At 42.5% G+C, this 26,394-nt stretch carries 22 protein-coding genes and 1 pseudogene; 10 read left to right on the top strand and 13 right to left on the bottom strand.

What is annotated here, in order from left to right; genetic code table 11:
* Positions 1-49 precede the first annotated feature (49 nt).
* The 3 genes from OCV56_RS17035 to OCV56_RS17025 are packed head-to-tail and all read right to left on the bottom strand — an operon-like array spanning position 50 to position 2,084.
* Entirely contained in the window at positions 50-1,048 is a 999-nt protein-coding gene (locus tag OCV56_RS17035; RefSeq protein WP_076673755.1) for an HNH endonuclease, read from the bottom strand.
* Positions 1,049-1,050: 2 nt separating this feature from the next.
* Positions 1,051-1,623 (bottom strand): class I SAM-dependent methyltransferase, encoded by a 573-nt coding sequence (locus tag OCV56_RS17030; protein WP_076673754.1) that lies wholly within the window; start codon positions 1,621-1,623, stop codon positions 1,051-1,053.
* 8 nt (positions 1,624-1,631) lie between these two features.
* A complete protein-coding gene (locus OCV56_RS17025) occupies positions 1,632-2,084 on the bottom strand; it encodes a hypothetical protein (protein ID WP_086713903.1) in 453 nt (150 codons plus the stop codon).
* A 400-nt stretch (positions 2,085-2,484) separates the two neighbouring features.
* On the opposite strand from OCV56_RS17025, the pseudogene OCV56_RS17020 reads away from it, so the two are divergent.
* From OCV56_RS17020 to OCV56_RS17005, 4 genes and pseudogenes are all read left to right on the top strand, one after another.
* Positions 2,485-2,865, top strand: a pseudogene (locus tag OCV56_RS17020) (CreA family protein); the annotation flags it as partial.
* Positions 2,866-2,993: 128 nt separating this feature from the next.
* Positions 2,994-4,298, top strand: a complete 1,305-nt coding sequence (locus OCV56_RS17015) for an inosine/guanosine kinase (protein WP_086713901.1) — start codon at positions 2,994-2,996, stop codon at positions 4,296-4,298.
* A gap of 272 nt (positions 4,299-4,570) precedes the next feature.
* Entirely contained in the window at positions 4,571-6,319 is a 1,749-nt protein-coding gene (locus OCV56_RS17010; protein WP_086713900.1) for a formate--tetrahydrofolate ligase, read from the top strand.
* A 224-nt stretch (positions 6,320-6,543) separates the two neighbouring features.
* Entirely contained in the window at positions 6,544-8,448 is a 1,905-nt protein-coding gene (locus tag OCV56_RS17005; protein WP_086713899.1) for a sensor domain-containing diguanylate cyclase, read from the top strand.
* 65 nt (positions 8,449-8,513) lie between these two features.
* Here OCV56_RS17005 and OCV56_RS17000 read toward each other — a convergent pair whose 3' ends face one another.
* Entirely contained in the window at positions 8,514-9,119 is a 606-nt protein-coding gene (locus tag OCV56_RS17000) for a beta-phosphoglucomutase family hydrolase (protein WP_086713898.1), read from the bottom strand.
* An 87-nt stretch (positions 9,120-9,206) separates the two neighbouring features.
* Between OCV56_RS17000 and arfB the strand changes: the two genes are divergently transcribed.
* Positions 9,207-9,617, top strand: coding sequence for an alternative ribosome rescue aminoacyl-tRNA hydrolase ArfB (gene arfB / locus OCV56_RS16995; RefSeq protein WP_086713897.1), 411 nt, complete (start codon positions 9,207-9,209; stop codon positions 9,615-9,617).
* A gap of 95 nt (positions 9,618-9,712) precedes the next feature.
* Here the strand turns inward: arfB and OCV56_RS16990 are convergent, their stop codons facing one another.
* Positions 9,713-10,030, bottom strand: coding sequence for a helix-turn-helix transcriptional regulator (locus OCV56_RS16990; RefSeq protein WP_086713896.1), 318 nt, complete (start codon positions 10,028-10,030; stop codon positions 9,713-9,715).
* Between the two features lie 200 nt (positions 10,031-10,230).
* On the opposite strand from OCV56_RS16990, the gene OCV56_RS16985 reads away from it, so the two are divergent.
* Complete coding sequence (locus OCV56_RS16985) at positions 10,231-10,557, top strand: hypothetical protein (RefSeq protein WP_086713895.1); 327 nt, start codon at positions 10,231-10,233, stop codon at positions 10,555-10,557.
* A 93-nt stretch (positions 10,558-10,650) separates the two neighbouring features.
* Here OCV56_RS16985 and OCV56_RS16980 read toward each other — a convergent pair whose 3' ends face one another.
* The 3 genes from OCV56_RS16980 to OCV56_RS16970 all read right to left on the bottom strand — a co-directional run bounded on the left by OCV56_RS16980 (position 10,651) and on the right by OCV56_RS16970 (position 14,180).
* Positions 10,651-11,715 (bottom strand): S1 family peptidase, encoded by a 1,065-nt coding sequence (locus OCV56_RS16980; protein WP_086713894.1) that lies wholly within the window; start codon positions 11,713-11,715, stop codon positions 10,651-10,653.
* A gap of 259 nt (positions 11,716-11,974) precedes the next feature.
* Positions 11,975-13,108 carry a glycine cleavage system aminomethyltransferase GcvT gene (gene gcvT / locus OCV56_RS16975; RefSeq protein ID WP_086713893.1) on the bottom strand — a complete coding sequence of 378 codons (1,134 nt, stop codon included), beginning with the start codon at positions 13,106-13,108 and terminating at the stop codon, positions 11,975-11,977.
* Between the two features lie 448 nt (positions 13,109-13,556).
* The gene (locus tag OCV56_RS16970; protein WP_017064652.1) at positions 13,557-14,180 is read right to left on the bottom strand and encodes a helix-turn-helix domain-containing protein; all 624 of its coding nucleotides are present in this window, start codon (positions 14,178-14,180) and stop codon (positions 13,557-13,559) included.
* Between the two features lie 441 nt (positions 14,181-14,621).
* On the opposite strand from OCV56_RS16970, the gene OCV56_RS16965 reads away from it, so the two are divergent.
* The 3 genes from OCV56_RS16965 (at position 14,622) to gcvP (ending at position 19,315) form a co-directional block, all read left to right on the top strand.
* Positions 14,622-15,914 carry a serine hydroxymethyltransferase gene (locus OCV56_RS16965; RefSeq protein WP_086713892.1) on the top strand — a complete coding sequence of 431 codons (1,293 nt, stop codon included), beginning with the start codon at positions 14,622-14,624 and terminating at the stop codon, positions 15,912-15,914.
* Positions 15,915-15,965: 51 nt separating this feature from the next.
* A complete protein-coding gene (gene gcvH, locus OCV56_RS16960) occupies positions 15,966-16,346 on the top strand; it encodes a glycine cleavage system protein GcvH (protein WP_017072176.1) in 381 nt (126 codons plus the stop codon).
* A gap of 89 nt (positions 16,347-16,435) precedes the next feature.
* Positions 16,436-19,315, top strand: coding sequence for an aminomethyl-transferring glycine dehydrogenase (gene gcvP, locus OCV56_RS16955; RefSeq protein WP_086713891.1), 2,880 nt, complete (start codon positions 16,436-16,438; stop codon positions 19,313-19,315).
* 362 nt (positions 19,316-19,677) lie between these two features.
* On the opposite strand, the gene OCV56_RS16950 is transcribed toward gcvP, so the two are convergent.
* Both OCV56_RS16950 and OCV56_RS16945 read right to left on the bottom strand, forming a co-directional pair.
* Positions 19,678-20,388, bottom strand: coding sequence for a hypothetical protein (locus tag OCV56_RS16950; protein ID WP_086713890.1), 711 nt, complete (start codon positions 20,386-20,388; stop codon positions 19,678-19,680).
* Between the two features lie 202 nt (positions 20,389-20,590).
* Positions 20,591-20,971: a hypothetical protein gene (locus tag OCV56_RS16945; RefSeq protein ID WP_228761176.1), complete on the bottom strand. Its 381-nt coding sequence runs from the start codon at positions 20,969-20,971 to the stop codon at positions 20,591-20,593.
* 378 nt (positions 20,972-21,349) lie between these two features.
* Between OCV56_RS16945 and OCV56_RS16940 the strand changes: the two genes are divergently transcribed.
* Positions 21,350-22,732: an MATE family efflux transporter gene (locus tag OCV56_RS16940; protein ID WP_086713889.1), complete on the top strand. Its 1,383-nt coding sequence runs from the start codon at positions 21,350-21,352 to the stop codon at positions 22,730-22,732.
* Between the two features lie 97 nt (positions 22,733-22,829).
* Here the strand turns inward: OCV56_RS16940 and OCV56_RS16935 are convergent, their stop codons facing one another.
* From OCV56_RS16935 to OCV56_RS16925, 3 genes are all read right to left on the bottom strand, one after another.
* Entirely contained in the window at positions 22,830-23,363 is a 534-nt protein-coding gene (locus tag OCV56_RS16935; protein ID WP_190960451.1) for a type II secretion system protein, read from the bottom strand.
* 385 nt (positions 23,364-23,748) lie between these two features.
* A complete protein-coding gene (locus OCV56_RS16930) occupies positions 23,749-25,275 on the bottom strand; it encodes a methyl-accepting chemotaxis protein (RefSeq protein WP_190960452.1) in 1,527 nt (508 codons plus the stop codon).
* Positions 25,276-25,720: 445 nt separating this feature from the next.
* Positions 25,721-26,347 carry a LysE family translocator gene (locus tag OCV56_RS16925; RefSeq protein ID WP_086713886.1) on the bottom strand — a complete coding sequence of 209 codons (627 nt, stop codon included), beginning with the start codon at positions 26,345-26,347 and terminating at the stop codon, positions 25,721-25,723.
* Between the last annotated feature and the right edge of the window lie 47 nt (positions 26,348-26,394).

Genomic DNA, 26,394 nt, shown 5'->3' with positions numbered 1-26,394 from the left:
GATCTTATATTTACGCTGTACCGTATTTATGATTGATCTATTTAAACAGCTATTGGTTGTTAAGGACTGTGATCAGTCTTCGGAAAAATGGATCTGTTTCTGGATTATAAGATTCTGCCCCACCCCAGTAATAGTTTCCCAGCACAGTCTTCACATTTTCATAGTGATTCTTCAACGATGAAGCCCTACGGTTTTTAGTTGTCCCTAACGAGGCTTGAATCTTTGCTTTCCAAGGGTGGTTACTTCCCATGATGTTTTCATTTCGAGCAATGAGCTTCTTGATGAAATGTTCACCAACAAGGCGATCTGATTTTAACAAGTTGCAATCACTATGAACTAAAACTAAGTTCCATACTTCATCATGATTCATCACTTGCCTCGGTAAAACATGGTCGACATGTATGCCTGTTCCCATTGCTTCACCGCAATAAAAACAAGTATTACCTTGATATCCAGATAAGAAAGGGACGTTGTTAGTCAATGCTTTACGGTCATAGCCATCACTTAAGTAAATTTCTCGAATATCATTCGCAAGGCTAAAGTTAGTTTGGTTGATGCTAAATGCGCCTTCAAGTAATCCCCACCTTGCTAAAACCTCTACTTCTAACATGTCCAACTGTTCTGGCGATAGACTGAGTAGAGAGTCTTTCAAAATCAATCGGCTGCCCATGTCAATTTCATAAAAATGATCACTTACAACGTTTTTATCCGTGCCAATCGTTTGAAATCGTGGGACAACATCTACAAACGCATTATCTGCAACTTTCTTTATTGCTTCTACTTTAGTTACTTCACCAAGTTGGAACTCTTTTACAATACGTTCCATTTTAGTAAGACGATATGGGTTGCCTTGCTGTGGCATTGGGTTTGTGTCTAAACGATGTACGTATGAATCAAAGTAGTTGGAGGATAACTCTTCCCAATCAAGACTGTTTTTATGATTACGGGCAGCATTAATGAGCGTTTGAGCTAAGCCCATCTTGTATGTCGCTGCATTTAATCCAAATAAGATAATGCCCTTGAAGTAGTCTTCATCGGTAAAGTTCATTATTAATCCTTAATTAAAATTGCGTTCAACCACTTTTCTTCTTCTCGACCTTTACGAGCGTCACCAGTAATCCAGGCTTTAGATATTCGCAATGAAGTGTTGGTCAGAACTTGATCTAATAGCTCTTCATTGAGGTTGGTAAAGTTTCGTCCACCACGCATTACTTCATCATTACCCAATTTAAAAGAGCAATAAAATGAGCCACCAGTTATCAAACATCGCTCTAAGTTTGATATCGATACTGACAGCTCTTCAAAAGGTACATGTAGTAAAGAAGCACAAGCCCAAATAGCATCAAAGGCTTTATCAGTGGTAAAGTCTTTAAATGTCGTAACTTCAACTGCTTGCTCTATCTGAACTTCCGCTAATTTAGCCAATTCATCACTCGCATCAATGGCATGAACTTCAAAACCTTTCGATAAGAAATATTTGCTATCTCTACCAGAACCACATCCAGCATCAAGTATTAGACTGCCACTTTTTAAATATGGTAAGAACTCTGAGTATAAAGAACTCATATCTACGTCAATTGTGCCTTCAAAAAATATACTGGCATTTTCGTTATAGTAATTCATTAATTTACCTAACTTTGAATTGGGTTGAGCATTGGCTTCTGACCAAATACATCGCCGATTCTCGCTTTATTTTCAAGACCATATGCTTCTTTACTCGAATCAACAACGACATATTGATACTCAAGTTTTGAATGGATGTATTGTTTCGTAAGCATATCTAAGGTCAACTTGCCCGAAGCAAACTTAGGAAAATCAGTTTCTTTCAGACTTGGAATGACTAATTGGTTTGCGACATAAACACAGAACTGATCACCGCTTAATCTTCCTAACGCATGGCTATTAAGACGTGTCACTAATCCATATTTCTTTTTATGGCGCTTTGTTTCTATTTCTCGCCCTGACATACCACAATAGACAAGTTTGTCACCTTCCCATATCGCATAAACGCCAGCAGCTACCTGTGGTACTTTTGAGTTTGACCACTCTGAAAATCTAACCTTATCAGTAAATTTCTCAACCATCTTTAAACCCAACTGCTCATCGCTTGTTAAATCAAACAGAAAAAATCAACATACTGTATATTAACACAGCATTGGTAAGTGATCGAGAAATGTGCAAATGTGTCCTAAGTTAACACCTTTAATTTCAAGGGATAAGAGTTGAACATTACACTGAATCAATTATACAAAAATCACATCGAGGAACATCATTTCTCATACAAAAACAACTTAACGCCATTTCAAGTAAAAGTTATTGAATCGATCGAAAAGAAAGAGTTTGTTAAGTTTAAAAGAAAAGGAAAGCTGGATTACTCATTCTCAAATGAAACTGTGGAAATATAATAAATTTGTAACACCTTTATTTGGGTAAGCGTATCCATAAGCTCCATAAAAAAATGGTTGTGTAATAAGGTAAGTATCCAAAGATATCAAGATGTCTTCATTAGATGACGATAAGATCGCAGGCGTTACCTGTCATATTGCATCAATCGAAGCAAACCTTAGCCTCTCTGATCCAAGCGATAGCTCTATCTCTTGTCGCCAAACAGGTGAAATCACACCAGAAATGATAGCTCAAATAGACAAGAGCAAATCAGGCGAAGTGGTATTCAAGCAGTCAAAAAGTATCTTCTTTAAAACAATGAAGGTCCGCCGTATCTACGATGCAGAAAATCAGTCACTGCTTTACTTGTCTTACACCACCAAAGAAACGGAAGGCAGTTTCAAACATAGCCTTTCAACTGTTCCGCTTTGGGGTACAGAGGCTTACGTAGATCCAGCAACGCTTGTTCCCGCTCAATAGCCTCAAGCCAAAGTATGACTATTCACCTGTACAGACATTGTGCAGGTGATTCAAAATGTAATAAAAATGAAAGAAACAGAAACAAAATGTGATATCATGCGGCAAAATTTTTTCACTGTATTTTTCATATGAAGTTTCCTGGACAGCGTAAATCTAAGCACTACTTTCCAACTCACGCACGTGATCCGTTGGTCAACCAAATTCAACAAACACCTAAGCTTCACCGCGCAACGATTGTCGGTGTTGGCCAAACAATTGTTGATATCGAAGCCCGTGTTGACAACGAGTTCCTAGAAAAATACGAGCTGAGTAAAGGTCACTCACTGGTATTGGAAGAAAGTAAAGCAGATGCTCTGTATGAAGAGTTAGTTGCGCGCGGTTTGATCACGCATCAATACCCTGGCGATACTATCGGCAACACACTGCACAACTATTCCGTACTTGCAGACAGCAAATCTGTACTGCTTGGCGTTATGTCTAAGAAGATCGAAGTTGGTTCATTTGGTTATCGTTACCTTTGCCGCACTTCTTCTCGTATGAATCTAAATCACCTTCAAACGGTTGATGGTCCAATTGGTCGTTGTTACACGCTAATTTCGGAAGATGGCGAACGTACGTTTGCGATCAATGAAGGCCACATGAACCAACTACTTCCAGAAAGCATTCCTGAAAAAGTGTTCGAGAAAGCGTCTGCATTGGTTGTGTCGTCATACCTAATGCGTGGCAAACCTGAAGATCCAATGCCAAAAGCCGTACAAAAAGCGATTGAATACGCGAAAGCGCACAATGTGCCTGTTGTACTCACACTGGGTACTAAGTATGTAATCGAAGGTAACGCTGAATGGTGGCAAGAATACCTGAAAGAAAACGTAACCATCGTCGCGATGAACGAAGACGAAGGCGAAGCGCTAACCGGTGAAAAAGATCCGCTATTGGCTGCTAACAAAGCACTTGAATGGGTTGACCTAGTTCTATGTACTGCAGGTCCTATTGGCCTATACATGGCTGGTTATACTGACGAACCAGCGAAGCGCGAAACCACACTGCCATTATTACCGGGTAACATCCCTGAATTCAATAAATACGAATTCAGCCGTGCTATGCGCAAAGAAGACTGTAAAGACCCTGTAAAAGTGTACTCTCACATTGGCCCTTACCTAGGTGGTCCACTTGAGATTAAGAACACCAATGGCGCTGGTGATGGTGCACTTTCAGCACTACTTCACGATATGGCAGCAAACAGCTACCACCACGTGAATGTACCAAACTCAGAGAAACACGAACATGCTTGTCTAACTTACTCTTCACTGTCTCAAATTTGTAAGTATGCAAACCGTGTAAGCTACGAAGTGTTGACTCAGCACTCTCCTCGCCTTTCTCGTGCACTACCTGAACGTGAAGACAGCTTAGAAGAAACATACTGGGATCGTTAATCTTTCTAGACGACGTCTAAGTAGAATTACGAATCCTTACAGGGCTGCTATATGCAGCCCTTTTTGTATTTAAATCCTATCTAAACATAATTGAAGGTCAACAAATCGAATATTTTGCTCGTTTAAGACTTGATCTCGCGCAATGACTCTTTAGATCTGTTATCTTCCAGCACATAATTCGTGTGGTTTGCCTTTACATGGCAAATTTATACAGTACCATCGCAACGCAAACGTTTACGTACCACCTTTCGGTTCTGATATAAGGAGCAAATATGCTGTCTGATATTGATATTTGTCGCTCAACTCCCCTTAAAAACATCAGTGAGGTTGCAAAGCAAGCAGGCCTACAACACAACGAACATCAACCACTAGGCCAATACAAGTCTAAGGTATCTCTCACGTCACTTGAACGCCTCGCCAAGCAACAAGATGGTAAATTGGTCGTAGTCACGGCGATTACACCGACTCCTCTTGGGGAAGGCAAAACCGTCACCACTATCGGATTAGCACAGGGCCTGGCAAAGATTAACCAATCTGCTATGGCCTGCATTCGCCAGCCTTCAATGGGTCCGGTATTTGGTGTAAAAGGTGGTGCTGCGGGTGGTGGTTACTCTCAAGTTGCCCCTATGGAGCAATTAAACCTGCATCTGACGGGCGATATTCATGCTGTTACGGCGGCTCACAATCTCGCTTCTGCCGCCATTGATGCACGTTTGTATCATGAACAGCGTGAAGGGTTAGACGCCTTTGAAGCTCGATCAGGCTTAAAAGCACTGGATATCGACCCAAGTAGAATCGTATGGCGACGTGTACTCGACCACAATGATCGCGCATTGCGTATGATCACGGTCGGTAAGAACGAAGCAGATAAAACAATTAATGGCTTTGAGCGTGAAGATGGATTCGATATCTCAGCCGCTTCAGAGCTGATGGCTATTCTTGCTCTAGCTGATGATCTTCAAGATTTAAGAAAGCGCATCGGACGAGTGGTACTTGCTTACAACAAACAAGGCTTGCCATTGACCGCAGATGATTTCAACGTTGCTGGCGCAATGACAGTAACAATGAAAGACTCTATCGAACCTACGTTAATGCAAACCCTTGAAGGTGTTCCGACACTTATCCACGCAGGGCCTTTCGCGAACATCGCACATGGTAACTCTTCGATCATTGCTGATAAGATCGCATTAAAGCTGAGTGATTTTGTCGTGACCGAAGGTGGTTTCGGCTCGGATATGGGTTTTGAGAAAGCTTGTAACATCAAGGTTAAGGCATCTAACAAGAAGCCTGACTGCGCCGTTATTGTTGCGACGCTACGCGGATTAAAAGCCAACTCTGGTTTATACGATTTGAGACCGGGCACTCCATTACCTGATTCAATCTTTAATGATGACCAAGATGCGCTTGTTGCAGGCTTTGAGAACCTTAAATGGCACATCAACAACGTTAAGCAATACCAAGTGCCAACCGTCGTTGCTATCAACCGATTCCCACAAGATTCAGAGCAAGAACTCGACGCATTGACACAGATGATCGCTGATTTTGATTCAAGTGTGAGCGTTGAAGTAAGTGAAGCGTTTGGTCAAGGTGGTGAAGGCGCCACTAAGTTAGCAAGTGCAGTAGTAAAAGCTTGCCAAGTTGAAAGTGAATTTAGATCTTTGTATCAATCAGAGCAAAGCTTAGAAGAAAAGCTGATGGCGGTCGCTGAAGTTGGTTACGGCGCAGCAAGTATCTCGCTATCGCCACTGGCGAAAAAACAGTTAGCTGAATTTATCCAACACGGATACAGCGATCTGTCGGTCTGTTTAGCCAAAACGCCACTATCCATCTCTACAGAAGCACATATAAAAGGTGCACCAACTCGGTTTGACGTTCCCATTCGAGAGCTAAAACTGTGTGCAGGCGCCGGTTTTATTTATGCTCTATGCGGCAACGTAATGACCATGCCTGGCTTACCTGACAAACCGGCGTTCATGTCGTTAGATATTGATAGCAATGGCAATATTATCGGCCTTAGTTGAATAAATCCCTAATAGTCACGATTAATCTTTCTAAGAATGTCCTTAGAATCCCCCTATTGAGCAATCAGTTTTTAAAGGAATTAATTGCTCAATAATCAAGTTCAATTGCAAAAAGTTGCACTAAAACTGCAGTTATATGTAGTTCTTGTTTTAAGTTCTGGGGCAAGATCACATTAAAAACCCTATAAAATATATAGTATTGCGCTGATTCTTTAAGGACAGTGATGAATACGAGTATAAAAAAACTAGTCAGCCAATTTCTATGCACCATATTCGCTCTAGGATTAGTCCCTGCCCTGTATATCAATTCTGAATTTGACAGAGTTGAAGCTCAGCATACGCTGAATATCAAGCAATCGAGCCAAAATCAGATTGAATACAGCTTTCATGAACTCGCCGTTATCGTGGAGCAAATTTCCAACTCTGTCCCTTCTATTGCAGATTCTCAAACTTTACTCCGTGCAATCAAACAGCCTTCGACCATACATAAAGAGGCGCTTCAAGATCTTTGGGTCATGTTAGCTCGTGGGCAAAAATACTATTCGCAGCTGCGATATCTCGACCTAAATGGTAATGAGGTTTTTCGTATCAACTACAAAGACGACAAAGCAACTGTAGTACCAGACACCGAATTACAAAATAAATCGTCTCGTGGTTACTTTGAGACACTTCAAACACTCAATATTGGGCAGGTCAGCTCGAATGGCATAGATTTAGAAGTAGAAAATGGGAAAATCGTACGTCCGTTAATCCCGGCGCTACGAATAATGACCCCGGTTGCATCACAAGGTCATATCGTCGGTTACTTTATCGCCAACCTCAACATGCTGGAGATCTACGAACGCCTGCACTATCAAATAGGCACTTCAGCGGCAGTACCGGTCATTCTAAATAAAACAGGTCACGTAATTATGGGACCTGATCAATCAGAAACCTTCGGCCATGTCATCGAATCGCGAGCAGATAAAACTTACGCAAAACGCTTCCCTAAACTTTGGAAAGCAATTCAAGACAATACTTCTTCAAGTTACTTCGATGGGAGCAATTGGTATTTTCACGCTGACATCAGCCCAAAGATTAAACAGTTTGAAGGTCCAATTTATATGGTTCTCCACATTGAGAACCAACAGTTCAACAGTCAATATAAGCAAGAAAAACAAGCAATTATAGTCCAGATTATTACGTTATCCTTCTTGATTTCGATGATCTCCGCAGGCTTCGTATTGTGGAACAGCAACCACAAGAAGAACAGTATCGAGAGCCAGCTAGCTAAAGCAGCAATGAATGGCATGTCTGCCTTGGTGATTACCGACAGAAACAACCGAATCATCAAGGTAAATCAAGAGTTCACCCGCGTGAGTGGTTACGAATTAGAAGACGTAAAAGGCCGCCAACCTTCTATGTTTGCCTCTGGTCGCTACAATGAAGAGTTCTACATCAAGATGTGGAGCATTATCAAAGAGAAAGGCATGTGGGAAGGTGAAGTAGTTAATCGTCGTAAAGACGGCTCGTTGATCACCGAAATACTGAGAATCCAAACCATTAAAGATTCAAAAGATGTGATTCAATTTTATGTCGCTTCATTTGTCGATATTAGCAAACACAAAGAGCTCGAAAATAAACTTAGAAATTTGAGTGAAAAAGATGCATTGGCTGGATGTTGGAACCGACGAAAGTTTGACCTTGAACTCCGCGACGAGTGCTCTCGCGTTAACCGTTACCCTACCCGCGAGCAATCATGCTTAGCTATCTTAGACATTGATCACTTCAAGCGTATTAACGACAGGTTTGGACACGATTACGGTGATAGAGTGATTCAAACTGTTGCTCAGGTATTACAACGAGAGTGCCGTGAAACTGACTTTGTAGCTCGTATTGGTGGAGAAGAGTTTGGTGTTATTCTGCCTCATACAACAACGGAAGAAGCAGAATATGTACTTAACCGACTGAGGGTTGCAGTCAGCTTAGAGCTTGACAGTGTGGTCACTGTGAGCGGTGGAATCACAAACTTAACCAATGACCCTGCCCTCAACTATAAATGTGCGGATTTAGCTCTGTACGAAGCAAAAGCGAACGGCAGAAACAGCGTATGCCTATTCTTAGATACTGAAATGAGTGAAATAGCCTAGCAAAAAATCAATGGCATCCCGCTAGGCTATAAATTAAAGCAGTTATTCATTAACTTAGGCTTCATTTAACTTGGTGCAGGATAGAACTCTAACTTTCTCCCTTCGACCACAAGAATACAATCCATGTTCGCTGCATGTGCCGCTTGCTTGCCTAAATCAGTATCTTCAAAAACGACACACTGGCTTGGTTCCAATCCCATGCCAAAACACGCATCCAAAAACGTATCTGGATTCGGTTTATGGTTCTTAACGTCAGTCGCTGTCACTAATACATCAAGTTTATTGAGAATGTTGGTTCTCTCTAATAACTGTTCAGCGCTTTTACGCTGGCTGCCCGTTCCCACTGCAATCTTCTTGCTGCCTAGATGTTCTAATAACAAAGAGTGCGTACATGGGATAATGCCTCCTTTGTCTTCAATGGCCGAAAATGAAGCCATTTTAAACGTTGAGACAGCTTGAGGGTCGAGCGATAAACCGTATTTATTATTCACTTCACCCGCAATCTTATAACTCGGCATACCACCTAAGCTATGAAGCCACGAAGCTTCAAAATCAAAGCCGAACTGTTCTGCCGTTTGTTTCCATGCTTGCACATGAGCAGGCATTGTATCGATCAACGTACCATCCATATCAAAGATTAATCCTTCATATGCCGTCAAATCTATTCCCATCACTACTACCACTCTTTAAGAAAGTTACTGATACCATAACTAATATTCAGTATCATGACCCCATATTTCAGTTCACTATGGATGTTTATGTTACAAATATCTAACTCTGTTTCGATTCAAGACTGGGAACTCCAGTTAACAGCGATCAGAGCGCAAGGAGCCGGCGGCCAGAACGTCAATAAAGTATCGAGCGCGATACATTTACGTTTTGACATCAAGCACTCGACCCTACCTGATTTCTATAAAGAAAAACTCTTAGCGCACAAAGATAGCCGCATCACTAAAGGTGGTGTGATTATCATTAAGGCCCAACAGTATAGAACTCAGGAACAAAATCGAGATGATGCTTTAGTGCGTTTGAAAGAGCTAATCTTGGAAGCAACGAAAGTTCAAAAAGTAAGACGAGCAACCAAGCCAACTCGTGGTTCTCAGAAAAGACGACTCGAAAGCAAGAAACAAAGAAGTACCACCAAACAACTTCGTGGAAGAGTGAACTGATGGCTTCGCATACTCAGTTAACACATTGCCCTAGAAATATTTGTCAATTTAGCTAACTATTAGATCCGTTGCACTCTTCATTTGAAAGAAATAATCTACTTCTGTTTTTTGACCGATAAAATCAGTTTGATCAACAACATTCGCTCTTCGCTGGTCAGTAAGCGACTGACCGCTGCCACATCTTCTGCTGTTGCCTGCGATGCTCCAACAATATCAAGTACCACATCCAAATCGGTGACTTTCAAAGTTCGTATTATCGAGCGATATTGTGACATCTTAATGTCCGCTTCTCCTCGCTCAATACGTTGGTAAGTCTTTAAGCTCATTCCTGCACTTGAGGCTAATTTTTCTTGAGACAAATTAGCTTGCTTTCTGCGCTCAATCAGCGCCATGACTATAGGCTCTTGCGACATTAGCTTTTCCTCATTAGACAGTTATGACCTAAATTCAGCAAGAAGCAGACCATATTGACTTGTGTCGGTTTACATAAGCCATTAAAGGCATATTATTCGATCCTTAAAAACCTTACGTATCATAAACATTCACACATACGTCAATTACAACTATTCAGGCTAGTAAACTTGGTCAACCAAGTCTTGGGAAATAATAAAAATTGCATATTGCGAACAAGAAAGAAGTCGAATTGGAAATTGCAAATGACTACAAATTAGCGTTTCCTTGTATAAAACAGGCTTTAAATTCAAACAAGACGCGCGCCGATATTATCGAAGTTCAGCACAGGCTTCTTACTTACAAAGAAGTCTTACTTCACGGAGATATGCTGGAAGATAAAGAGCTTAAACGTGCTTTTTCAGCTTTAAACACAAATGAGAAAGGCGTGGCGCAAGGCGGAATAAAAAGCATCAATGATGCGATTAAAGAGATGGATGAGATCCTAGAAAGGTACAGCCGTAAAGCGGTTGTCCAGCTGAGTAACTAAGTAGACAAGCAACTAACCAACTGTAAGCTTACGGAAACAAAAAAGTCGACGCTATCGTTAGATAAATCGTCGACTTGTTCAAACATTGAAGCTCTAACGTTTAACTGCTTTTCTAACACCAGCAAACAACATCAGCATACCTATCAAACCAAATGATACACTGCCACCACTGCTACCAGAAGAAGATCGGGCATTGATGTAAGTCGCTCGCTTAGCATCTGTCGAGACGAACTTAGCAGTCTCATTTCCTGCGATCACACTGTCAATCCAATCTTTATAATCGAAAACCTCGGTGAATACCGACGTCACAGTCGACGTAATGGAGCCACCGCCACAGGTTCCAGGCCCAAAACTCGTGATTCCGATTTGTCTATAATCGGTACCATCCTTCCAATACACCGGACCACCTGAGTCACCTTGGCAAGTTCCGCCATATAATCTCGTAAGCGCACTGTAATCACCAATAAAACAGATTTGTTTACCAGTTAACGCAGAACCATCTGTAAAGGCTGAAGCACAAGTAGCGTTATCTACATAATTCAGGCCAACCTTCTGTAACAAAGTTGTTCCGTCAAAGCCTGAACGTGTGTCACCATGACCCACTGCAACAAAGTCATTAACCCCAATCCGGTAATTATCGTTTGATGGTCGTTTTATAACATCATTGATGGAATCGACGTTAAGCGCACTCTCTAGCTTGAGAATAGCAACATCATTACTTAATAAATCACTTATTCTGTCTGAATAATCATTGTGATAGTAAACCTCAGCGACTCGAGCTTTCTGAATATTCCCATTCGGAAAGTCAGATGAATTCTCTAGTTGAGGAACAACCGAAGTAAAAAGCTGGGCATTCTCGTCACCATAGATACAGTGAGCTGCAGTCAAAATATGGGTAGGGGTAAGAATGGTGGCTCCACAGTAAGGGGATGTAGAATAAATACCATCATAATCGATACGGTCAATGAACAGACTGGCCATCGAAGGAAACTCAGCTACTGTGGCATCACTACCATTCACGATATAAGGTGTTACGTTCGCGTCAGGGGTACTTTCGATCGAGTTTTCTGTCGCCATAACGCTTGATGTGTAGATTAATGGCGCTAAAAGCCCAAGAACGGTCTTACGAACCGGACTCATTGTATGGTTCTCATTCATAGATAACTCCTTGTAACCCCTACTACTTATTTATAAGATTGATGAATCGCCACCATAACACGTACTAATCATCATTATAGTAAGTATTTGTAACGATATGGCCACATCTCTCATTTTATAAACGAATTTGTAAACAACTTACCTCAGCTCATCATTTTAAGTTTTATACGTTGCGAAAAACAAAAAAGCCTACCGTTAAACCTCTCAATACAGAGAAGCAAACAATAGGCTTTTACTTAGTGGTTTCTCTTAAAAGAGATTAGCCACGGTAGTAACGTTGAGGTACGAATGGCATTTTTTCTACTGTCATTGGTAGTTTCTTGCCACGAACTTCAGCAAATACTTCTGTACCGATAGCAGCAAGATCAGTGCGTACGTACGCCATTGAAACAGGCTTACCAGCATTAGGGCCAGCAGTACCGCTTGTTACAACACCTATCTTATTGTCTTCAGCATCGAACAACTCAGCACCTTCACGCACTGGTGCTTTAGTTTGACCAACAAGACCAACACGCTTACGTTGAACGTCTTTCGTTGCGATTTGCTCAAGGATGATATCAGCGCCTGGGAATCCGCCAGCACGCTCACCGTCAGTACGGCGAACTTTTTGAATGCCCCATAGAAGGCTAGCTTCTACTGGTGTTGTCGTTGTGTCTAAGTCGTGACCGTATAGACATAGACCACACTCAAGACGAAGTGAATCACGAGCACCAAGGCCAATCCACTCAACTTCAGCTTCTGCAGTTAGCTTACGAGCAAGTGCTTCAGCATGATCGTTTGGTACAGAGATCTCGTAACCATCTTCGCCTGTGTAACCACTGCGGCTCACGATGCATTCAACGCCATCGATATCTACCTTTTGAACGTCCATAAACAGCATGTCTGCAACGCTCGGTTGGAAACGAGCAAGAACTTCAGCCGCTTTAGGGCCTTGAAGCGCTAGAAGAGCACGGTCGTCAATCACTTCCATTTCAACATCAGCAGGAAGGTGAGCCGTTAGGTGATCGATATCTTGTGTCTTACACGCTGCGTTCACAACAACAAATAGATGATCACCTAGGTTAGCAACCATAAGATCATCCATAATGCCACCCTGCTCATTAGTAAAGAACGCATAACGCTGTTTACCAGAAGGAAGGTCAATAATATCTACAGGAACCAAAGATTCTAAGACAGCAGCTGCGTTTTCACCATGAAGACGAAGTTGCCCCATGTGAGAAACATCAAAAAGACCGGCAGCATCACGAGTGTGCAAGTGCTCTTTCTTTACACCTAGTGGGTACTGAACTGGCATATCGTAGCCAGCGAAAGGAACCATCTTTGCGCCTTCTTCAACGTGAAGTGCGTGCAGTGGTGTTTTTAGTAGGTCTTGATTAGCGTGTTCTTGAGTCATTTTCTTCTCCATGAAGCGTTGCAGGCCGTCCAAAATCGAGTCTGCCGCTTATATCTCTATTTAGAGTCGCCTCTAACGATACAGATTAACGCTAGAAGCAGTAGATAGTAAAAAGTGATGTCTTTTATATAGGCTTATATAGACAGCTTTATAAAAATGAATAGCTGTACAAAACCTCTACAACTCACTTTCTAAGAATTCACTTCAGTAAACTTCAATCAACATGAGTAAACCGTGTTCACTATAATAAACAAGCCTGAGTGAGTTTTACACCCTTAACAAGATTAAAACAGCTCAAAATGTGACATTTAACAATTTAAAAACAATTTATCGATACATACAAAAACGCGATATTGATGATTTTCACATCAATATCGCGTCTTTTGGCAAACGTTAGAAACAAAAGCAAACGTTTGCATTCACTATAAGAAATTCTAACTTTGTTATCTTATTTTGCAGTCACCCACAAAATCAGCGCATCTTCTGTACTGGTAGAAATCAGCATATGCCCCATATTGGCATCATAATACATGCTATCGCCTTCGCTCATTGGTACAGGTTCGTAGAACTCTGAGTAGAACATCACATCGCCAGAGATGATCATTAAGAACTCTTCCCCGTCGTGGCGAACCCAATCATTGTACTCTTCAAAAGTTCGTGCTCGCACGCGGCTCTTAAACGGCATCATCTTCTTATTTGAAAGCTCAGTGGCAAGCAATTCATGTTCGTAAGTCGGTGTTGGGTGAGGTTTTCCTTGGCCTGCCTTAGTTAAATCACGACGCCCTGTTGCGACTTTTTTTCTTGGCGGCTCAAAGAGTTGTGGCATGTCGATTTGCAAACCCATTGCCAATTTTTGCATCGCTTGGAATGTTGGAGAGATTTGTTCATTCTCAATTTTACTCAGCGTAGAACGCGCTAAGCCTGTACGCTGGCTCGCCTCTTCTAACGTAATACCAAGCTTGCCGCGGATATCTTTAATACGCTGGCCGAGCCTAAGTGGTTCGATATTCTGGTCTAACGTCTCTTTCGCCAACGTTAGAGATGGGTACTCATCATAAATGTCTTCTGACATAGGTCCCTCATTAATTTCTTACTTCCTGTCTATTGATTTCATTGTTGCATGAAGCGCTTTGTTGATTAAAGAGCACACAGAGAAATAAAGCGTGCTCCCTGTAGCAAAACAAGAAAAACTATTTCCTATTGGAAATTTTTGTTGAAAATTGATTTTATCGGAGCTATGTTATCGACTTGTTAGATGAAGAGATGCTACTTCAGCTTGCAGCAAATGATAGATTTAACATTTGTAAGAGCTGTTTTTTACCCGAACTTTTTGGGAAACAATTCGTGCTGCATTGACCCTACAACGATCGCTTAGACGCTGTAAGAGTATATTTATAACGCAATTCACGTTTATCTATACCTATATAGCGCAAACGATACCGATGCAGAAATCAACGTAAGACCTAATGGACTATAAAAACAATCACCATTAGCTTAATGAAAGGTCTCGACAATGAACGCTTACCAAAACCATAGCTTAGACAGTTTTTTCTCTACGAACCTATCTGCGACTGACGACGCAGTATTTGCTGGAATCCAAGCAGAGAACACTCGTCAAAATGAACAAATCGAACTTATTGCTTCTGAGAACATCGTTTCTAAAGCAGTAATGCAAGCTCAAGGCACTTGCCTAACCAACAAATACGCTGAAGGCTACCCTGGCCGTCGTTACTACGGTGGTTGTGAGCACGTAGATACCGTTGAAGCTATCGCGATTGAACGCGCTAAACAGCTTTTCAAATGCGAATATGTAAACGTACAGCCTCACTCTGGCGCTCAAGCAAACGGCGCAGTTAAACTTGCCCTACTTCAACCTGGCGATACTATCCTAGGCATGTCTCTAGATGCTGGTGGCCACCTTACTCACGGTGCTCGTCCTGCAATGTCAGGTAAGTGGTTCAACGCAGTTCAATATGGCGTAGACCGCGACACACTTGAAATCGATTACGAAGCGGTTCGCGCTTTAGCAATCGAAAACCAACCAAAAATGATTATTGCTGGTGGTAGTGCTATTCCACGCGTAATTGATTTCGCTAAGTTCCGTGAAATCGCTGACGAAGTTGGCGCAATCTTAATGGTCGATATGGCACACATCGCGGGTCTTATCGCGACAGGTGCTCACCCTAGCCCACTACCACACGCACACGTTGTTACAACAACAACGCACAAAACACTTCGTGGCCCACGCGGCGGTATGATTCTGACTAACCACGAAGACATCAACAAAAAGATCAACTCTGCAGTATTCCCTGGCCTACAAGGCGGCCCACTAATGCACGTTATCGCAGCTAAAGCAGTAGCGTTTGGCGAAGCACTTGGCCCAGAATTTAATACTTATATTGATTCAGTGATCGACAACGCAAAAGTTCTTGCTGAAGTGTTGCAAACTCGCGGTTGTGACATCGTGACTGGCGGAACAGACACGCACCTAATGTTGGTTGACCTTCGTCCTAAGGGCTTGAAAGGTAACGTAACTGAAGAAGCATTAGAGCGTGCGGGGATCACATGTAACAAAAATGGCATACCATTCGACACAGAGAAGCCTATGATTACCTCTGGCATTCGTTTAGGTACGCCAGCTGGAACCAGTCGTGGTTTTGGCACTGAAGAATTCAAACTTATCGGTGAATGGATCGGTGATGTTCTTGATGGCTTAGTTGAAAGCCCTGAAGGCAACGCTGAAGTTGAGCAACGTGTTCGCAAGCAAGTTAAAGAGCTTTGCAAGCGCTTCCCTCTTTACCGTTAGACCGTTTTTAAGATTTAAATTAAAACCTCATAAATTTTTGGAGAATAAGCAATGGACAATACACTAAAGTTTGCAGACAGCCACGAGTGGGTAAAAGACAACGGTGACGGTACTGTAACTATCGGTATTTCTGAGCACGCTCAAGAGATGCTAGGTGACGTTGTGTTTGTTGACCTGCCTGACACTGACGACGAAATTGAAGCTGGCGAAAGCTTCTCTCTAGTTGAGTCAGTGAAAGCTGCTTCTGATATCTACGCACCAATCTCTGGCGAAATCGTAGAAATCAACGAAGAATTAGAAGATAGCCCAGAGCTAATCAACGAAGAACCTTATGAAGGTGGCTGGATTGTTAAAGTGAAGATGTCTGATGCGTCTGAACTAGACAACCTTAAAGATGCGGAAGAATACCTAAGCTCTATCGAAGAAGACTAATAGGTAACCTCATTACGATAAAGCTGCTCTTTTGAGCAGCTTAATTTTAGGGGCTAGCTCACGGCTCCAGAGAGAAAGTAGAACATATCATGACTGAATTACTTCAAAGCCAATTACTGAAAGACTTGGGCACACAAAACGAGTTTGTTGCTCGTCATAACGGCCCAAATAAAGCAGACCAGCAGAAAATGCTTGAAGCGATCAACGCGACTAGCCTAGACGCACTGATCGACGAAACGGTTCCTGCACAAATCCGTCTTGAAAAACCAATGACACTTGCTGCGCCACTGAGCGAAATGGACATGCTGACCTCTCTTAAAGAGATCGCAAACCTAAACCAAGTGAAACGTACCTTCATTGGCCAAGGCTACTACAACACATTCACTCCAAACGTTATTCTACGTAACGTTTTAGAGAACCCAGGCTGGTACACAGCTTACACACCATACCAACCAGAGATTTCTCAAGGTCGTCTTGAAGCTCTACTGAATTACCAACAAATGGTAATGGACCTAACGGGTATGGAAATCGCGAACGCGTCTCTTCTAGATGAAGCGACAGCAGCTGGCGAAGCAATGACACTGTGTAAGCGTGCTGGTAAGAGCAAGAGCAAAGTATTCTTCGTTGCTGACGATGTTCACCCTCAAACACTAGAAGTTGTTAAAACTCGTGCTGAGTACATCGGTTTTGAAGTAATGGTTGGCGCTCTTGAAACACTTCCAGAGCAAGACGTATTTGGTGCGTTAGTTCAATACCCTGGTACAACAGGCGAAGTTCGTGATCTAACAGACGTCATTGCAAAAGCTCAAGCAAACAAAACGCTTGTAACCGTTGCAACAGATCTACTTGCTTCTGCTCTACTTAAGCCTGCTGGCGAAATGGGCGCAGACGTAGTAATTGGTTCAGCTCAGCGCTTCGGTGTTCCTATGGGTTACGGCGGTCCACACGCTGCATTCATGGCAACTCGTGAAAAGCACAAGCGTACAATGCCAGGTCGTGTAATCGGTGTTTCTATCGATACGCACGGTAACCAAGCACTACGTATGGCGATGCAAACTCGTGAGCAACACATCCGCCGCGAGAAAGCGACATCGAACATCTGTACGGCTCAAGCGCTTCTAGCAAACATGGCGTCTTTCTACGCGGTTTACCACGGTGCAGAAGGCCTACGTACTATTGCTCGTCGTACTCACCACATGACAGCTATCCTAGCGGCAGGCCTGACTAAAGCGGGTTACGAGCTAACGAACAACAGCTTCTTTGATACCATCACGATCAACTCTGAAGAGAAGACAGATGCACTGTACGCGAAAGCGCAAGCAGCAGACATCAACCTTCGCCTTCTTAAAGGTAAGATCGGTATCAGCTTAGACGAAACAACCACAATCGACGACGTGAATGCCCTATTCGCTATCTTCGACGTGAAACAAGACGTTCAAGCACTCTCTTCTGACATTGCATCAAACGAATTTGCAGCAATTCCAGAAAACTGCCGTCGTGAATCAGAATTCCTAACTCACCCAGTATTCAACACGCACCACAGCGAAACGCAAATGATGCGTTACCTAAAACAGCTTGAGAACAAAGACTTCTCACTAACGCACGGCATGATCCCACTGGGCAGCTGTACGATGAAGCTGAACGCAGCTGCTGAGATGATTCCAGTAACATGGCCTGAGTTTGGTTCAATTCACCCATTCGCACCTCTAGAGCAAGCGGCTGGCTACACAGCACTAGCGAAAGATCTTAAAGAGAAGCTATGTGAAATCACCGGTTACGACGATTTCTCACTACAGCCTAACTCTGGTGCATCTGGTGAATACGCGGGTCTAATCGCGATTCAACGTTACCATGCAAGCCGCGGTGAAGCTCACCGTAACGTTTGTCTGATCCCAAGCTCTGCGCACGGTACTAACCCTGCAACAGCATCAATGGTTTCAATGAAGGTAGTGGTTGTTAAGTGTGATGAAGATGGCAACATCGACATGACTGACCTAGCAGCGAAAATCGAGAAGCACAAAGACAACCTATCAAGCATCATGATCACTTACCCTTCTACGCACGGCGTATACGAAGAGCAAGTGAAAGAAGTGTGTGAACAAGTTCACGCAGCGGGCGGTCAGGTTTACCTAGACGGCGCGAACATGAACGCTCAAGTAGGTCTAACTTCACCTGGCTTCATCGGTTCAGACGTATCTCACTTGAACCTACACAAAACATTCTGTATCCCACACGGTGGTGGCGGTCCGGGTATGGGTCCTATCGGTGTTAAATCACACCTAGCACCTTTCCTACCAGGTCACATCGAAAACGGTGTACAAGGTTCTGACTACGCGGTATCGGCTGCAGATCTAGGTAGTGCTTCAATCCTACCTATCTCTTGGGCTTACATCGCAATGATGGGCGAACCTGGCCTAACAGACGCAACTAAAGTGGCGATTCTGAACGCGAACTACGTGATGGAAAAACTACGTCCTCACTACCCTGTTCTTTACCGTGGCACTAACGGCCGCGTAGCGCACGAATGTATTATCGATATTCGTCCACTTAAAGAAGACACAGGTATCAGCGAAGAAGATATTGCTAAGCGTCTAATGGACTTCGGTTTCCACGCGCCTACTATGTCTTTCCCAGTAGCTGGCACATTAATGGTAGAGCCAACTGAATCAGAAGATTTAGAAGAGCTAGACCGTTTCTGTGAAGCGATGATCGCAATCCGTCACGAAATGGCAGCAGTGAAAGCTGGTGAATGGCCACTAGACAACAACCCTCTAGTGAACGCACCGCACACACAAGTTGACCTTTCAAGCGCAGAATGGGATCGCCCATACTCTCGCGAACTGGCTTGCTTCCCATCGAAAGCAACGAAGAACTCGAAGTACTGGCCTACTGTTAACCGTGTAGACAACGTATACGGCGACCGTAACCTAATCTGCTCTTGCCCAAGCATCGACAACTACGAAGACTAATTCGTAGCGGCGCTAAGCAGCGAAACATAACAAAAGGCGAACCAAATGGTTCGCCTTTTTGTTTTCTGAAATTCAACGTAAACAAATGCATTGACCTTACCGTAAGGGAAAGGTTTAAGGTGAAATGAATCCAACGATGAATGAGGAAACAATTATGGGATGTTGCAATAAATCGCCAAAAGGTGGAGCCCCTCTTGGCCTGCTTCTAAAAGTCACGCTCGGGATTGGGCTTTTTGTGTTTCTGCTGGCGTTGTGGCAATAGAAGGCTTGTACGGCGTTAGGTTGAAGCTTTGAAATAGTGACATAAAAAATAAAAACAGCGCCAGATCAGCTATTGGCGCCTTGATAGTTTGTTAACAAAATTATTCAAGAACACCTTTTATTATGTATTCATAGAATTTAATTCCCTTTTTATTTATAAACGCCCCACCTAAATCTCCAGAATAACTACCCCCACTAGGTAGTCTCAGTAAGCCTGACATTAACAATGGCTGAAAGTCTATCTTTGCTCCTTCTGCCCAAATATCTTGCGTTTCTCGCTCTGAAGATGACTTTGCCAAACGCTGATCATATTTGTAGAACTCTTTGAGACAGTCCCAGCCTTCAACCGGGTGAACTTGTTCGATACTGAACATCAAAGAGTTATACTCTTTAACGCTAAACCTATTGTGCTTAAAGGTTTCTACAAATAGCTTACCCAGTAATTTAGCCTTTAACTCGTTATGATACCTGTCGATATAGATAATTGTATTTTCGATGATTTTATCTATGTCTTTAGGTGACGACAGGACAACATCAAGATTTTTAGCATCTTCTTCCGTTAACTTCTCAACAGAGATCTGACCAACAAAGTGTGCGTATTTTTTTAAAAAACTAGCACTTTGAATTGCACTATACAGATCAGTTGAGGCAAGGATCGCCTTTAGTCCGGGAACTTCTCGCAAGAAATCCGAGTCTTTTAACGCGAGATCTAAAACACCGTCTAAAGGTATTTCAGCAATATCTATCCAGAAATCCCTGACCTGACTCTTCAAACATTGAGCAACTACGTTCGTTCTTTTTATATTCTGCATATACTTCCAATTTTGTCCTAAGGTCATATTTAGGTGTGAGTAGCGCTATCACAGATAACTCGACCATACCTTCACAAAAAAACCAACACAAAGACAAAATCCCGAGGATTAGGAATCATTTTAAATACCGTGCCATACGCGTTTTCTTCGCATTGATCCTAACAACTCATTTTTCTTTGTCGATGCGAGCAACCATCTGATTTCAAAATAGTAAATAGGAAATAGGAAATGCTAAGCACACCGTAAACCACACATTAATGTTAAATAACTCTTTGATAGGACTGTCCATCAATAGATATACATAAAACAATATTGAGATACTAAACATAATGAAATGGGTATGACACTTAGCAATTTCATCTTGAACTATGGGATAAATATTCCTATTACGCCGAATTTCCTTCAAGCGTTTATATTTACGTTCACGCTTCCAAGCACTCAAACCTCGAAATAGAGCAATAGTTTGAACAGAAGAAAACAACCTTTCAAGTTTTGGCTCACATCGCTTTAAAGCATATGGTCCTAAGAGCCCAATTGCGACAGCCATTTCATTTGTAGTAGCAAAAGGCAAAATTTGCTCCATGTATTAACTCTCCTCTTAATTAACTAGAACACGTAAGCGTAAACATCATTCTGTCAAATTCATTATGCTACCAATTGTACTGACTTCAGCTTATTTATAACAATAACTTATGCAGGAACCTTAGTGATTTACATAGCAAATGTAGACTTTCCCGCTGCATACGAATCAAATTAAAATCAGGCACTTACGTAACTAAAGGCAGCTTTAGAACGATATAGCTCAAACTCACGCTCTACATAAATGAACATCTGTAAACCAAAACCTTGACCCTATACGGTAAGGTGTTTATATTGTCGCCCGCCCAACGGGGCACATCCTAAAATACACACCGGCCATCCTGCCATCATTCGTGTATTTATATTGGTGTTGTGAACTTCCATGCTAACGAAATTTCGTCCTTTTACTCGTGAATCGGGTGCGCTTATGCATCTTTCGATTCCAATCATTTTGACTCAAATAGCTACCCAAGCGATGGGATTTGTCGATACGACAATGGCTGGCCAAGTAAGCCCTGCCGATCTCGCCGCTATTGCACTTGGCACCAGCCTTTGGATTCCTGTATTGCTGTTACTGCGTGGTGTGATTATGGCGCTAACGCCTGTTGTCGCTTACCACCGAGGCGCACGCGACTTTCAAAGTATCTCTGTTGAATTCTTCCAGATGGTTTGGTTGGCATTAATTGCGAGTGTACTGCTTATCGCTTACTTGGTGAGTGCGAAACCGATCTTAGAATGGATTGGCGTAGCCGCTGAGATCATTCCAATTGGCAGTGACTATGCGTTTGCCCTAGCCTTTGGTGTGCCGGGTATTGCCCTGTTTTATACCTTGAATGGCTTCTGTGAAGGCATGAACAACACCAAAGTGCCGATGATCATTTCGGTAATTGGTTTGCTGATTAATATTCCAGTCAACTACGTGCTTATCTACGGTAAATTCGGCTTCCCTGAAATGGGTGCTGTGGGTTGTGGCTGGGCGACAAGCTTGGTGTATTGGCTAATGTCGGGCATGCTCTATTCCTACATTAAAGGTCATCACCACTACAAAACTATTATTAGCTTTGCTGACGCTAAACCAAAAGCAAAAGAGATGCTTCACCTTCTAAGGTTAGGTTTACCTATCGGTATGAATATCGCTGTGTGTGGCAGCATCTTTGCAGTAATAGCTCTGATGATCGGCCGTATTGGTGCCGAGAACGTGGCAGCGGCGCAAATTGCACTTAACATCTCAAGCCTAACTTATGTGATTCCAATGAGTATCTCATTTGGCATCACGATTCGTGTTGGGCACGCGCTAGGTGAAAAAGATGAACTAGGCGCAATTGAACGCAGCAAAGTTGGCATCTTGGTTGCAGCGTTGATTTCATTGCTTTCAGTTGCGATGTTCCTACTGTTCCCTGAATTAATCATTAGGCTTTACACAACTGACCCAGTAATCAGCGCAACTGCAGCAGTGTTATTGACCTTTACCGCTATGTACCAATTCAGTGATGCTCTGCAAACCTCGGCAAACGGTGCTCTTCGCGGCTATAAAGACACTAAGATCCCGATGATCTTAGCCATCGCTTCATATTGGGGCTTGGCGCTACCACTCGGCATGGTGTTGGGCTTAACAGACCACATTGTGCCTGCGATGGGTGAAGAAGGCTTTTGGATTGGTATTCTGACGGGCTTGAGTGTTTCAGCAGCTCTGATGTTAATTCGCTTACGATACGTGATTAAGAAGCGTGACTTGCCATCAGCAAGTGCTCCATTGGCAAACTAAAACTGAGCATTAAACTGATACAAAATAGCGCGTTACTACCAATCGGTAATAACGCGCTTTTTTATTGAATTTCTATAAATCAATTCATGTGTTCGGTTTAACACTCATCGTTAACGACTTGAACTGTACATACACAACCATCAGCTGGACATGTATCTCCACTCGTTCTACCACCAAAAGAATCATAGAGAACATAACAACCAGATGGAAGATCGTCTATTATGGCACCGCCAAGATCTCCAGTGGTAAACGGGTATTCATAGCCAACCACTGTATACCTATTAGCAAAGTCAGACGTTAAGCTGTCATCCTCTGACAATGTCAGGAAATCGAGCATATTTAATTTGTCGCCAGACTCGCCTCGACTTTCAGGGCAAAGCGTTCCCCAATCGACTTCAACGCTGCCGATACCAAAATCGATAACGTAATTACTCTGGTCACTTGGGTTGCTAGCAGCCGGGTCTAATCCGACAATAATAGCCTTAGAGGTTACCTGAGTGATTACCCCTTCCATTGCACCAGCGACGCCCTCAAGTACCGCTTCTCTTGCCGACTCTTGGATATTAAGAAACCTCGGGGCTGCTGTCACAGCCAAAACACCGAGTATCACGATAACAATGATTAATTCCATTAACGTAAAGCCGTTTTTCTTCATAACACCCACATCAACTGACAGCTACAGATACAATTACTGAATAAACTATCAATAACTATACATCGTGATGAGATATGTAACACTTTCTGTGTCGCGCCAGAGCTGTTATTTAGTCGATTTTTTGACCTTACGCATGTGCTAATAAAAGTAAGCGCCTTGCTGCCATTGTCTTCTTTGACTAAGTTGTTCTGCATGGTCAAATTGTCACAATTTTACACTGCAGGTAGACTCTTCATTTCTGCTGCTCTCTATCGGAGTATCTGCGTCTGTATATCGCAAAAAAATAGCGCTCATGTATGACATAAGCGCTATTGAATAACTGGATATTCGACACACCTCTTAATGAGATATGCTAAGAAATCTAGATTTTAAATGAACCGACATAACGATCGAGTACTTGTGACAACTCAGCCAATTGCTTGCTTGATTGTTCTAACTTCTCACTTGCAGTCAAACCATTTTTGACTGAGCTATTGACCGTATCCATGTTCATATTGATCTCATTTGCTACCGCTGACTGCTGTTCCGTTGCCGTCGCAACTTGCGTGTTAATATCAAGAATAGCCAAAACTTGTGTAGATATTTTTTCCAAAGCTTGGCGAGCCATTTGAGTTTCAGCCGTGCCCTCTTCAATTAAGCTCTTACTATTACTCATAGAGCTAACAGCATTCTTAGCTTCGGTTTGGAGTTGGTTGATCATAGTGTCAATTTCATCGGTCGATTGTGCTGTTTTTGTCGCAAGGTTACGAACTTCGTCAGCAACTACCGCAAAGCCTCGGCCGGCTTCACCAGCACGCGCAGCTTCAATTGCGGCGTTAAGTGCAAGCAAATTAGTTTGCTCAGAGATACCTCTAATAACATCAAGAATAGTACCTATCGACTGCGTATTATCGGCAAGGCTCACGATGATATCAGAAGCACTATTCATCTCAGCTTCAAGGTTCGAAATTGAAGTCGTCGTCTTCTCGATTGTCTTATGACCTTCTTGAGTTTCACTTGCTGCCATGTTTGCTGCATTTGCTGCACCCGCAGCGCTTGACGCGATTTCATTCACCGTGGCGATCATTTCATTCATAGATGTTACGACCAACATGGTTTGTTCGTTCTGTTCTTGCCCTCTTTGCAATGCTTGTTGTGACTGCTCACGAAGACCAATAGCGGTGCTATTTAATTCAACACCCGTATTCACTGTTTGCTTAATTATCTCGTGTACATTACCAACGAACACATTGAAAGCCGATGAGATTTGGGCAACTTCGTCATTCCCTTTAATAGGTAAACGTACCGATAGATCGCCATCACCTTCAGAAATATCGTGTAATGTGTTTTTCAATACTAAGAGAGGCTGCATCAATTTGCTAAGAAGAAGCGATAGAACAACGAGACAAACAACAAAAATGAAAACCATTGAAGCGAGCTGGTAGCTAATAATACCGTTCGTTGCTTGGCTAACTTCTGTGATGGGAATACCGATATCAAAGGTACCATACAGCTCACCATTGACATAGATAGGTGCCATGATATCAAACACCCATACTTGTTGAACATCAGCGTACCATTTTGAATACTGTTGTACGCCTTGAGTTGCACCTTTAACGGTATAGCTATCCTCGTAAACCTTATTGAGTTTATTTTTATCGCTGTGAGCAATAGCACTTACGTTACTATCAATAACAATGGCATAAGTGACGTCAGATCGCTGTTTCAGCTCACCCACCAGCTTTTGTAAATCTTGAACTGGGTTATCAGAATTCTCTAAAATATACCCAGCATTTCCAGCCAAGAATTCAGCTTGAACTTGAGATTTGTTCAATATTATCTCATCGATTTTTTCGCTCGAAATGAAATAGGTTGACGCCATACTCGCAGCGACTGCAATGCCAAACATAATAAAAACGGCAAATAGGATTGTTTTCTTCATTTAGGTTGTCTCGACGCAAGTTTGTTAAAAGTTATCTAAAGGTTTCAATAGCTGAAACCAAAGCTCGCACGTTTTATCTCGTGTTAGAGCTCGCCACTAATCCTTTATCTGTAAAAATCCCGATAACTTTAGCCGAATCATATGAAAAACATATATTAATCACACATTCTTAACACACAGACAAACCCAACTCGGAACCTGCATTTGGAAATCTAATTAATAAGTAAATCCGTCGCTTAATAAATACATTTGTATGGAAAGTCAATTTCGCGTATCGAATCGCAGAGTTGATATCTGGTGAAATGTTAGGGCTTGGTGTAAACAGTTTGCTTAACCTTCTCGCTTATAAGTTGATGCGATAAAACAAAAAAGGCGAACCATTCGGTTCGCCTTTCTGCATGAAGAGTCGTGCTTATCGATTTATCGCCAAATATGATCCTGCAGCAATCATTATTCCACCAGCACTTTGATTAAGTCTTTTATGTGCACGTGGCGTTTTAAGTAAGCTTGCCATTCTGCCTGCACCCATTGCAATTAGCATTAAGCCAGACATCAGAGCTACAGCCGCTAAAACAGAAACCAATATGATATCTTGCGACTGTAAAACCGTCAGGTCAATGAACGTCGGCAAGAATGAAATATAGAACAGAATCACTTTCGGATTTGATGCTGAAATTAAAAAGCCTTGCGCGAAACTGGCGAGTTCCGATTTCTGACTTTGTTTGGCCGCAAGCTCTGCTGAACCTTGCACTTCAGGTAGGCTCTTAAACATCTTGTAGCCTAAGTAAATCAAATAAGCGGCACCAACGTAGCGAATCACTTCAAACGCGAACGACCAATTCTCGGCAACGGTCGCTAGACCAAAGCAGGCAAGTACAAGATAGATGAGATCACTGCATGTCATCCCTAACGAAAGCGTGATGCATTTACGCCACCCATGAACCATCCCACGAGATAAAATAGCAAAGACACCGGGCCCCGGAGTAATACCAAATATAAACATGGCAATAAAAAATGTAACTGCGCCTTCTAGTGACATCTGCCGTCCCTCAAATATCATTCAACATTATAATTTTCGAACGTATC

Origin of the sequence: Vibrio gigantis (assembly GCF_024347515.1) — a bacterium.
GTDB lineage: Bacteria > Pseudomonadota > Gammaproteobacteria > Enterobacterales > Vibrionaceae > Vibrio > Vibrio gigantis.
Note: the sequence above shows the minus strand (reverse complement) of the source record. Positions and strands in the feature narration are given on the sequence as shown.